Origin of the sequence: Plesiomonas sp. (assembly GCF_051652165.1) — a bacterium.
Lineage (GTDB): Bacteria > Pseudomonadota > Gammaproteobacteria > Enterobacterales > CAMTGL01 > Plesiomonas.
In genome coordinates this window covers 99,371-110,170 of the sequence record NZ_JBOFTR010000002.1, presented here as the reverse complement: position 1 = coordinate 110,170, position 10,800 = coordinate 99,371, and the positions used below count along the sequence as shown (strand labels likewise).

Annotated in this window: 8 protein-coding genes and 1 riboswitch; of the genes, 1 reads left to right on the top strand and 7 read right to left on the bottom strand. The window is 53.0% G+C overall.

Annotated elements, in window-relative coordinates; genetic code table 11:
* Nucleotides 1–95: 95 nt before the first annotated feature.
* Both ribB and ilvC read right to left on the bottom strand, forming a co-directional pair.
* Nucleotides 96–746, bottom strand: coding sequence for a 3,4-dihydroxy-2-butanone-4-phosphate synthase (gene ribB / locus ACRC53_RS00850; RefSeq protein ID WP_438622598.1), 651 nt, complete (start codon nucleotides 744–746; stop codon nucleotides 96–98).
* 229 nt (nucleotides 747–975) lie between these two features.
* Nucleotides 976–1,146, bottom strand: a riboswitch (FMN riboswitch).
* Nucleotides 1,147–1,358: 212 nt separating this feature from the next.
* Nucleotides 1,359–2,837 (bottom strand): ketol-acid reductoisomerase, encoded by a 1,479-nt coding sequence (ilvC, locus tag ACRC53_RS00845; protein WP_438641693.1) that lies wholly within the window; start codon nucleotides 2,835–2,837, stop codon nucleotides 1,359–1,361.
* A gap of 364 nt (nucleotides 2,838–3,201) precedes the next feature.
* Here ilvC and ilvY point away from each other — a divergent pair, with 364 nt between their 5' ends.
* A complete protein-coding gene (ilvY, locus tag ACRC53_RS00840) occupies nucleotides 3,202–4,074 on the top strand; it encodes an HTH-type transcriptional activator IlvY (protein ID WP_438641692.1) in 873 nt (290 codons plus the stop codon).
* A 96-nt stretch (nucleotides 4,075–4,170) separates the two neighbouring features.
* Here the strand turns inward: ilvY and ilvA are convergent, their stop codons facing one another.
* The 5 genes from ilvA to ilvG all read right to left on the bottom strand — a co-directional run bounded on the left by ilvA (nucleotide 4,171) and on the right by ilvG (nucleotide 10,715).
* Nucleotides 4,171–5,718: a threonine ammonia-lyase, biosynthetic gene (gene ilvA, locus ACRC53_RS00835; RefSeq protein ID WP_438641691.1), complete on the bottom strand. Its 1,548-nt coding sequence runs from the start codon at nucleotides 5,716–5,718 to the stop codon at nucleotides 4,171–4,173.
* Nucleotides 5,718–7,574, bottom strand: coding sequence for a dihydroxy-acid dehydratase (gene ilvD, locus ACRC53_RS00830; RefSeq protein ID WP_438641690.1), 1,857 nt, complete (start codon nucleotides 7,572–7,574; stop codon nucleotides 5,718–5,720). Before ilvD ends, ilvA begins: the two co-directional genes overlap by 1 nt.
* Nucleotides 7,575–7,650: 76 nt before the next feature.
* Complete coding sequence (locus ACRC53_RS00825; protein ID WP_438641689.1) at nucleotides 7,651–8,577, bottom strand: branched-chain amino acid transaminase; 927 nt, start codon at nucleotides 8,575–8,577, stop codon at nucleotides 7,651–7,653.
* 21 nt (nucleotides 8,578–8,598) lie between these two features.
* On the bottom strand, nucleotides 8,599–8,928 hold the full coding sequence (gene ilvM / locus ACRC53_RS00820; protein WP_438641688.1) for an acetolactate synthase 2 small subunit: 330 nt from the start codon (nucleotides 8,926–8,928) through the stop codon (nucleotides 8,599–8,601).
* Nucleotides 8,925–10,715 carry an acetolactate synthase 2 catalytic subunit gene (gene ilvG / locus ACRC53_RS00815; protein ID WP_438641778.1) on the bottom strand — a complete coding sequence of 597 codons (1,791 nt, stop codon included), beginning with the start codon at nucleotides 10,713–10,715 and terminating at the stop codon, nucleotides 8,925–8,927. The genes ilvM and ilvG overlap by 4 nt, the downstream gene beginning before the upstream one ends.
* Nucleotides 10,716–10,800 lie beyond the last annotated feature (85 nt).

The following is a 10,800-nucleotide window of genomic DNA, read 5'->3' as shown; positions in this document are numbered from 1 at the left end:
TCCACAAAAAGTGTCGGTAAAATTAAGAGTATAAAAACAACTGACCGCGCAGTGAGTTCTGCGCGGCCAGCTCAGCAGCGAATGCCGTGGCAAAATTATGCCTCGATTTGCTGCGCTAAACGATACGCCACCAAATCTTCAATCGTCAGAACTGGCATATCATGCTGTTTAGCAAACTCAACCACTTCTGGCATACGCGCCATGGTGCCGTCATCATTGGTCAACTCACACAACACACCATAAGGTTTAAAACCGGACAGTTGCATCAGATCAATGGTCGCTTCCGTATGGCCACGGCGTGCGAGTACGCCGCCGCTGTGTGCACGCAGCGGGAACACATGCCCTGGGCGGTGAATATCCTGTGGCTGTGCGTCATCCGCAATCGCTGCACGAATCGTTGTCACACGGTCTTGCGCGGAAACACCGGTAGTCACGCCGGCAGCCGCTTCAATCGTCACCGTAAATGCGGTCTGATTTTGGCTTGAATTGACCTCAACCATCATCGGCAGTTCTAATAGCTGACGGCGCTCTTCGGTAATACACAGGCACACAATGCCACTACCATGACGAATAGTCAGCGCCATCTGCGCAGGGGTAATCGTCTCGGCCGAAAAAATCAGATCGCCTTCATTTTCACGATCTTCATCATCTAACACCAACACACCATTACCGGCACGCAATGCCGCTAAACCGCGTTCAACACGTTCAATGGGGGAGCCATAAGCACTAAGCAGTGACTGATTCATGGTAAAAAACGTCCTTAATACACTGTAATGGATTACCAGAATCAGGGCACAACAAGAGGAGTTACTGCAACAAACCGACAATCGACGTTCAAACAAGGGATACATTGCAGCACAGCAACATTCTGTCTGAAGCGATCACCGGTGGCAGCCGAACAGCTGGGTACGGTTTCCCGATAAAAAGTCAGCCTGACATGCGCCAGCGATTTTTATCCGAATAACCCGTCAGTGTCGTTACTCTCTTCTATCCGGACTATAACCGTCGGCCCCGGCATCTCACCGGATCTGCTGACTTTGCCATAATGATTCACACGATGACAAACGCTCGCGGGCTGCTGTAGTGCAATTTAAATTGCCTACAGATACCGCCGGTGGGGACTTCCACCCCGCCCTGAGAATTTAACGCTCTGAGCATACCGCCAACCCAGTACAACAGCAATTGTTGACCAACAAGAAGAGTGCTGGATCACGGAAAACCCGCAGTTTTCCCTCTATCAACCCGCAAAAGAGCATAAAAAACCCAGCACGAACGCTGGGTTGTCTTTTATACAAAGTATTGCATATGAAGTTAGCGATAAAAAAGCCTTGTCTGTAAAAGGTCTGTATACCGAAAAATTAACCGGCAACCACAATACGTTTCATATCAGTCATATAGCCACGCAGTGTCTGCCCGATAGTTTCAATCGGGTGCTGGCGAATCGCATCATTCACATCACGTAAACGGGCATTATCTACCGCACAGGCTGGAACCGCTTGCCCCAAATCACCGGCACGCAACTGCGGCAGCAACGTCGCTTGCAGTAAAGGCACGGCAGCGTTGGCAAACAGATAGTTACCGTACTCAGCCGTGTCTGAGATCACCACATTCATTTCATACAGGCGCTTACGGGCGATGGTGTTGGCAATCAGCGGCAACTCGTGCAGTGATTCATAATAGGCCGACTCATCATAAATGCCCGATGCAACCATGGTTTCAAACGCCAACTCAACACCCGCTTTCACCATGGCTACCATGAGCGTGCCCTGATCAAAATAGGTTTGCTCTTCAATCTTTCCGCCAAATTGTGGCGAGTTTTCAAATGCGCTCAACCCTGTTTCTGCACGCCATGTCAGCAGCTTAATATCATCTTCAGCCCAATCTGCCATCATTCCGGCTGAGAACTCACCACAGATGATATCGTCCATATGCTTTTCAAACAGCGGGCGCAGGCTCTGCTTCATGCTTTCAGACAGTTCAAACGCACGCAGCTTTGCAGGGTTTGACAGGCGATCCATCATCAATGTGATCCCGCCCTGTTTCAACGCTTCGGTGATGGTTTCCCAGCCAAACTGAATAAGCTTTCCGGCATAGGCAGGATCAGTGCCTTCTGCCACCAACTTATCAAAGCAGATCAGTGAACCGGCCTGTAACATGCCGCACAAAATAGTCTGTTCACCCATCAGGTCAGATTTAACTTCTGCGACGAAAGAGGACTCCAGCACACCAGCACGATCACCCCCCGTAGCCGCTGCCCACGCTTTTGCAATCGCCAAGCCATCGCCACGTGGATCATTTTCTGGGTGAACCGCAATCAGCGTTGGCACACCAAAACCACGCTTATACTCTTCACGCACTTCAGTGCCCGGACATTTTGGTGCCACCATAACCACGGTGAGGTCAGCACGAATTTTCTCGCCCACTTCGACAATATTAAATCCGTGTGAATAACCGAGTGCAGCCCCTTGCTTCATCAACGGCATCACCGCCTGCACCACCGCTGAGTGCTGTTTATCCGGTGTTAAGTTAACCACCAAATCCGCCTGTGGGATCAACTGCGCATACGTGCCAACGGTAAAACCGTTCGCAGTAGCTTGTTTCCAAGAAGCACGCTGCTCGGCAATTGCCTCATCACGCAGTGCATAGGCCACATCCAGCCCTGAATCGCGCATATTTAGGCCCTGATTGAGCCCTTGCGCGCCACACCCAACAATCACCACTTTTTTGCCTTGCAGATAGCTGACGCCTTCGGCAAATTCACTGCGGTGCATGAAACGACATTTGCCTAACTGTGCCAACTGCTGGCGTAAATTCAAGGTATTAAAGTAGTTTGTCATGTGTTGCTCCCTTACTCTGACCGATTATTCCGTTGAACCTGACTGGCTAACCTTTTGCGCTAATACTCTCTTTTTTCTCTGTATTTAGCGCTCTGTGGCTGTCACCGTCAGGTGAAAAAATTTTTTTATTAAACCAACATGCCCACACGCATTCAGTAGTTTTTAGTGCAAGCATGTTATGTGGCGTTACAGACGCTTTAGGGTGTGATTTCCACCCGACTATTTTTGACGCTACTGTTTTGATAGTAGGCTAAGACGCGCATTGCTTAAATTGATATATTAACAAGACCATATTGCAGGATATGAAACATGAACTGCACCGCAGTTTATCGGTATCAGAAGGAAATCTGACCACGAGGCGCGCATGGACTTACGCGATTTAAAGCTATTTTTACACCTTGCCAATAGCTGCCATTTTGGCCGCAGTGCGCAGGCTTGCCATGTTAGCCCCTCAACCTTATCACGCCAGATCCAGCGTTTAGAAGAGGAGCTTGGGCAACCGCTGTTTGTACGCGATAACCGTAGCGTCACGCTGACCGATGCCGGGTTAAAAATGCGCAGTTTTGCCGAACAGACTCTGCAGCAGTGGCAACAGCTGCACACCAGCGTCCACCCGCAGGCCGATGATTTGCTGGGTGAGCTGCGGCTATTTTGCTCGGTGACTGCCGCATACAGCCACCTGCCGCAGATCCTCGACCGTTTTCGCGCCCGCTATCCAAAAGTAGACATTAAACTGACCACCGGTGATGCTGCCGATGCAATCAGCAAAGTTTTGGGGGATGACGCTGATCTGGCCATTGCAGCACGCCCTGAGCCATTGCCAACCTCTGCTGCATTTACATCGCTGGGGGAAATTGCACTGGCACTGATTATTCCGACCATTCCCTGTCGAGTGCGTGAGTTAGCTACTCAGACACAGCCTGAGTGGGCGCAGATCCCGTTTATTCTGCCCGAACATGGTCCAGCCAGACGCAGAATTGAACAGTGGTTGCGCGCCCAACAGATTACTCATCCGCATATTTATGCGACCGTATCTGGGCACGAGGCGATTGTCTCAATGGTGGCGCTCGGTTGCGGTGTCGCAGCCATGCCAACGGTGGTGGTGGATAACAGCCCAGTGCGTGATCGGATAGAGCGGCGAGATATCAGCGGTTTTGCACCGCTTGATCTGGGGGTCTGCACCCAGAAAAAGCGGCTACATGAGCCGCTAATTGCCGCATTCTGGCAGATGCTATAACCGCAATAATGTGAGGAAAACCCCCACCCGAACCGCTACAAAGTAAGCAGCTAAGGTTAACAAGCTGATGTTAGCGATTGATGTTAATCATTGATCTTAACGGGCCAGAAAATAACGGAATGCCGGATTATCCGTTTCATCATGCGCGACATAACCTAGCTCATTCAGATGCTGATCAAACGCACTCTGATCGTCGGGTTGCAACTCAAACGCCGTCAGCACCCGACCATAATCGGCACCGTGATTGCGGTAGTGAAACAGCGAGATATTCCATCGCGTACCGAGCATCTGCAAAAACTTAATCAGCGCCCCCGGACACTCAGGAAACTCCACACTGTATAACCGTTCGGTTAACGGTTGTGCCGGACGACCACCCACCATATAGCGTACATGCAACTTAGCCACTTCATCATCAGAGAGGTCAACCGTATCATAGCCCCCCGCCCGCAGCTCTTGCACAATCTCTTCACGCTCGGCCAGACCTCGGGTCAGCCGAACCCCGACAAAAATCGCCGCCCGATCCGGATCAGCATATCGGTAGTTAAATTCGGTGACTGAACGGCCGCCCAACAGTTGGCAGAACTGCAAAAAACTGCCTTTACGCTCAGGAATCGTTACCGCCAGCAGTGCTTCACGCTGTTCACCAAGCTCGCAACGCTCGGAGACATAGCGCAGGCCATGAAAATTAAGATTTGCCCCTGATAGCACATGCGCCAACCGCTCGCCCTGTAACTGATGCTGCTGCGCATATTTTTTCAGCCCCGCCAGCGCCAGTGCGCCTGAGGGTTCTGCCACTGCCCGTACATCCTCAAACAAATCTTTGACTGCCGCACAAATTGCATCGGTATCAACAGTAATCACATCATCTAAATATTGCTGACACAACCGGAAGGTTTCATCACCTATGCGCTTGACGGCAACCCCATCAGCAAACATGCCAACCCGTGCCAGATCAACGGGCTGGCCGGCTTGTAATGCAGCATGCAGGCAGGCGGAGTCTTCTGCCTCAACGCCAATGACTTTAATCTGCGGCATCAATTGCTTAATCAGCACCGCCACACCAGCGGCCAAACCGCCGCCACCAACGGGCACAAAAATGCGATCAAGGTGGGCATCTTGCTGCAATAACTCCAGTGCCAGTGTGCCTTGTCCGGCAATCACCGCAGGGTGATCAAACGGCGGAATAAACGTCAGCCCCTGCTGTTCGGCCAGTTCAATGGCACGGGTTTTCGCCTCATCAAAGTTTGCGCCGTGCAGCAGCACTTCACCGCCAAACCCGCGCACGGCATCCACTTTAATCTCAGGGGTCGTACGCGGCATTACAATCAGAGATTTCACTCCCTGCTTGCTGGCCGATAGCGCCACTCCCTGCGCATGATTACCGGCAGAGGCGGCCACGACACCGGCCACTTTTTGTTCTGCACTTAACCCCGCAATCATTGCGTGAGCACCACGCAATTTAAAGCTGTGTACCGGCTGGCGATCTTCACGCTTTACCAGCACAGTATTGCCAAGGCGGGCGGATAATTTGCTCATCGGCTGTAAGGGCGTAACCTGCGCCACTTCATAAACCGGTGCACGCAGCACGGCACGTAAATATTCAGCAGCACAGGGTTGCCCGCTAAGGGGCGCTGAGTCAGACATCAGAACATATCCTCAAGTTTGCTGCGATCACGCACCGCTCCACGATCAGCACTGGTGGCAAGGCTGGCATAGGCACGCAGCGCCATTGAAACAGGGCGCTGGCGATCAAGCGGCTTCCAAGCCTGCGCATCCCGCGCCTGCATTGCACTGCGGCGTGCATTCAGCTCGGTCTCACTGACCTCTAGCACCATACTGCGCTGTGGAATATTAATGGCTATCAGATCGCCCTCTTCCACCAGTGCAATCGTGCCGCCACTGGCCGCTTCCGGTGAAACATGACCGATAGATAGACCCGATGTACCGCCCGAAAAACGGCCATCCGTAATCAGGGCGCAGGCTTTTCCCAGCCCCATTGATTTTAAATAGGTGGTGGGATAGAGCATCTCTTGCATGCCCGGCCCGCCTTTTGGACCTTCATAGCGGATCACCACCACATCACCAGCTTGTACCGCGCCGCCTAAAATCGCCTCTACTGCACTGTCTTGGCTCTCAAAAACACGCGCCGGACCACGGAACAGCAGGTTATCGGCATCCACGCCGGCGGTTTTCACGATGCTGCCATTTTCTGCCAGATTGCCCGACAATACCGCCAAGCCGCCATCTTGACTATAAGCATGCGCAATAGCACGGATACAACCGTGTTCACGGTCTTGATCGAGCAGTGGCCAGCGGCACTCTTGCGAGAAGGCGTGAGTGGTGCGAATACCGGCAGGGCCAGCACGGTAGCGGGTATGCACGGCCTGATCGTCAGTCTGCATAATGTCGTACTGTGCCAGTGTTTCGGTCAGATTTAGCCCAAGCACATTACAGACATCGCGGTTGAGCAGTTCGGCACGGTCAAGCTCACCTAAAATGCCATGCACGCCACCCGCACGGTGCACATCTTCCATGTGGTATTTCTGGCTGCTCGGCGCAACTTTGCACAGATGCGGAACATGGCGCGACAAACGGTCAATATCGGCCATCGTAAAATCGATTTCTGCTTCCTGCGCAGCAGCCAGCAGGTGCAAGACGGTATTGGTTGAGCCACCCATGGCGATATCAAGCACCATGGCATTTTCAAAAGCGGCTTTGCTGGCGATATTACGCGGCAAGGCACTGAGATCATCTTGTTCATAGTAGCGTTTGGTTAACGCGACTATCCGCCGTCCGGCTTCCAAAAATAGCTGTTTACGATCAAGATGGGTCGCCAACAGTGAACCATTCCCCGGCAAACTCAGCCCCAGTGCTTCGGTCAGGCAGTTCATTGAGTTGGCGGTAAACATGCCTGAGCACGAGCCGCAAGTCGGGCATGCGGAGCGCTCAACTTGCAGACTTTGCTCATCAGACACTTTGGGATCAGCGCCCTGAATCATGGCATCGACCAGATCAAGTTTGATGATCTGATCCGAGAGCTTGGTTTTTCCCGCTTCCATCGGCCCGCCAGAGACAAAAATCACCGGAATATTCAGCCGCAATGCCGCCATCAGCATGCCGGGCGTGATCTTATCGCAGTTCGAGATACAGACCATGGCATCGGCACAATGCGCATTGACCATATACTCGACCGAATCGGCAATCAGCTCACGTGAGGGCAGTGAATACAGCATGCCGCCATGCCCCATCGCGATACCGTCATCCACCGCAATGGTGTTGAACTCTTTTGCGACACCGCCAGCAGCTTCAATTTCAGTGGCCACCAGTGCGCCCATATCACGCAAATGGACATGGCCGGGTACAAACTGGGTAAACGAGTTCACAACGGCAATAATCGGCTTACCAAAATCACTCTCTTGCATCCCTGTTGCCCGCCATAAGGCGCGGGCTCCGGCCATATTACGCCCGTGCGTGGTGGTTGCTGAACGGTACTTTGCCATGACTCTCATCCCTGTGTTCAATAGTGTGGATAGCTGTTGCTGTTACCGTGAGCGGCACGGTGCGATAATGCCTAATTTAGGCATTAACCGGATCTAACCAGCCCCATTTGTCTTGTGTTTCACCGTTAAACAGGCCAAAAAATGCCTGCTGTACCCGCTCGGTAATCGGGCCTCGGCAACCTGCACCAATTTCAATGCCATCAATGCTGCGTACTGGGGTGATCTCGGCTGCCGTACCGGTCATAAAGACCTCATCAGCCAGATACAGTGCTTCACGGGCCAGCACCTCTTCACGCACCTCATAGCCGAGATCTTTGGCTAGTGTACTGACGGCATCACGGGTGATCCCCGGCAGTGAGGCGCAGGTTGATGGCGGTGTAAAGATCACGCCATTTTTGATCACAAACAGGTTTTCACCCGCCCCTTCAGAGACATACCCACGCACATCCAGTGCGATACCCTCGGCATAACCGTGGCGGCGCGCTTCACTACCCACCAGCAGAGAGGAGAGATAGTTCCCACCGGCTTTTGCCGCCGTCGGAATGGTGTTTGGCGCAACACGATTCCACGAAGAGACCATTGCATCCACCCCGTTTTTCAGGGCTTCTTCCCCCAAATATGCGCCCCACGGAAACGCAGCGATGATCAAATCACACTGATAACCCGGAGGTGGATTCACACCTAAGCCGACATCACCAATAAATGCCAGTGGGCGAATATACGCACTGGTCAGTTTGTTCACCCGCAGAGTTTCACGGCAAGCTTCCATTAACCCCTCTAATGAATAGGGGATCGGGAAGCGGTAAATTTTGGCTGAGTCCAGCAGGCGCTGCATATGCTCGCGGTGGCGGAAAACCACCGGACCACGCGGGGTGTCATAGCAACGAATGCCCTCAAAAACCGATGTGCCATAGTGCAGTGCATGCGACATTACGTGTACTTTTGCCTCTGCCCATGCGGTCATTTCGCCGTTAAACCAGATAAAATCAGCTTTCTTTGTCATGGTGGTCATCCTTGCCGTGCACTATGCACGAATTAGTGGTTGGGTGAAGGTGCAAGCTTGCGCTACCGGCGACACTGCGGCCGGTTGATGCACATTCACCACATCAATAAGTTTCATTAGTTGTGAGCATAGCGATTGTAACGGGCGCAAGCTCGATACAGTCAACTCAATAGTGACACGATCTGTAGCCTCTGCCAGCACCATATTCATGGCACAGACCTGAAAACCACGATGCCGCGTTACACGCAGTACACGTTCAAGCACTTCAGGGCGAAAACGTGCCTCAATAGTCAGGCTGTAACGGGGAGTGTGAGATTCACTGTCATGGGGCATTGTCATGGATACTGTCATTGTGCGGCCTCCTGCCGTTTACCGGCCATACCGGTGCTGTTTTCCTGTGCGGCATCTGCCGTGTTGTTCGATAACAATGTCGGCAGCGCCTCAATCATGGCGGCATTACTGGCTCCTGGTGGCACCAATGGCCAGACATTTTCTGCCTCATCAATGCGCACATGCAACAGATACGGGCCTTCACTGGCAAGCAAGGCTTCAATCGCCGGAATAACTTGTGCTTTTGTCTCAATACGCTGGCCGGGGATCATAAATGCTGCCGCCAGTGCCAGAAAATCAGGGTTATCTGACAGATCGGTTTCGCTATAACGGCCATCAAAAAACAGGGTTTGCCACTGCCGTACCATACCAAGACGCTGATTATCGATCAGCACAATTTTTACCGGCAGCCGCTTGCGTTTTATCGTACCCAGCTCTTGAATATTCATCATAAAAGAGCCATCACCCGAGATACAGATCACCGTATCTTGCGGCCGTGCTACCTGAGCGCCGACGGCTGCAGGCAGGCCAAAACCCATTGTGCCAAGACCTGCCGATGTCAGCAGATCTTCAGGCTGCTCAAATTGCATATGTTGCGCGACCCACATCTGATGCTGACCGACATCGGTTGTCACCACCGTGTTGGCCGGTTTACGAGCCGACAACTGTTGCAGCAGCAACGGGGCATAAATCGGCTCACCGGGGTGATCATAACGCCAGCTATGCTCAGCTTTCAGCGCAGCAATCTGTGCGCGCCATGCTGAGGTATCGGGCAATACTGGTAGTCCGGCCGTTAACGCGGGCAGCAGTTGTGTCAGATGACCGCACAGCGCCACATCAGGCATCCGCAGTTTGCCCAGTTCAGCCGCATCAATATCCAGATGGATCACTCGCGCATCGGCAGCAAAAGTATCAAGCTTACCCGTGACCCGATCATCAAAGCGCGCACCGACCACCACCAGTAAATCGCACTGCTGTACAGCCAGATTCGCCGCTTTTGTGCCGTGCATCCCTAGCATACCCAGATAGCCAGCATCATCCGGCGCGGGCGCACCCAGCCCTTTTAGCGTCGCCACACTCGGCATACCAGTACGGCGGCTAAATGCCCGTAAAGGTTCAGTGGCTTTTGCCAGTGCCACCCCACCGCCGATATACAGCATCGGCCGCTGCGCCTGTTGCAGCAGGTGTTGGGCTTTACGTAACTGGATCAACGTCTCTGTCGGCAGCCATTGCTGCTCATCATCTGACAAATCGCTCGGTAGCCGTGTTGCAGGGAACACTGTGTGGTCAGGCTCTCTGGTATTCGTGCGGGTGATGTAATCTGCACTCACCGCGCTGATCGCCATCATCTGAATATCTTTTGGGATATCCACTAACACAGGCCCCGGTCTGCCCTCTTTGGCCAACGCAAATGCCTCGGCCAATACCGTCAGCAACTCTGCAGGCTCACGCACCAAAAAGCTGTGTTTGGTACAGGATAAAGACATACCCAGCACATCAATCTCTTGAAACGCATCCGTACCGATTAACGGGCGGGCAACTTGTCCAGTAATCGCCACTATCGGAACTGAATCAAGTAGCGCATCGGCCAGCCCCGTGATGAGGTTTGTTGCCCCCGGCCCTGAGGTTGCCAGACACACACCGACTCCGCCGCTGGCACGGGCATAACCTATCGCGGCCATCGCCGCACCCTGCTCATGGCGGCACAGCAGATGTTCAACGCCACCGTCGTACAGGGCATCGTACACCGGCATAATCGCGCCACCCGGATAACCAAATACCGTGGTTACCGCATGCTGACGCAGCATCTCAACAACCCATTGTGCACCGGTTTTACTCTCACTAACCGGCACATCGGTGCCTAAATGCATGAACTCCTGTTGCGGCATGTCT

What these genes read in the sequence shown, in the direction of transcription:
- ribB (WP_438622598.1), bottom strand. Translation starts at nt 746, where the DNA reads ATGAATCAGTCACTGCTTAGTGCTTATGGCTCCCCCATTGAACGTGTT.
- ilvC (WP_438641693.1), bottom strand. Translation starts at nt 2,837, where the DNA reads ATGACAAACTACTTTAATACCTTGAATTTACGCCAGCAGTTGGCACAG.
- ilvY (WP_438641692.1), top strand. Translation starts at nt 3,202, where the DNA reads ATGGACTTACGCGATTTAAAGCTATTTTTACACCTTGCCAATAGCTGC.
- ilvA (WP_438641691.1), bottom strand. Translation starts at nt 5,718, where the DNA reads ATGTCTGACTCAGCGCCCCTTAGCGGGCAACCCTGTGCTGCTGAATAT.
- ilvD (WP_438641690.1), bottom strand. Translation starts at nt 7,574, where the DNA reads ATGGCAAAGTACCGTTCAGCAACCACCACGCACGGGCGTAATATGGCC.
- ACRC53_RS00825 (WP_438641689.1), bottom strand. Translation starts at nt 8,577, where the DNA reads ATGACAAAGAAAGCTGATTTTATCTGGTTTAACGGCGAAATGACCGCA.
- ilvM (WP_438641688.1), bottom strand. Translation starts at nt 8,928, where the DNA reads ATGACAGTATCCATGACAATGCCCCATGACAGTGAATCTCACACTCCC.
- ilvG (WP_438641778.1), bottom strand. Translation starts at nt 10,715, where the DNA reads ATGCTGCGTCAGCATGCGGTAACCACGGTATTTGGTTATCCGGGTGGC.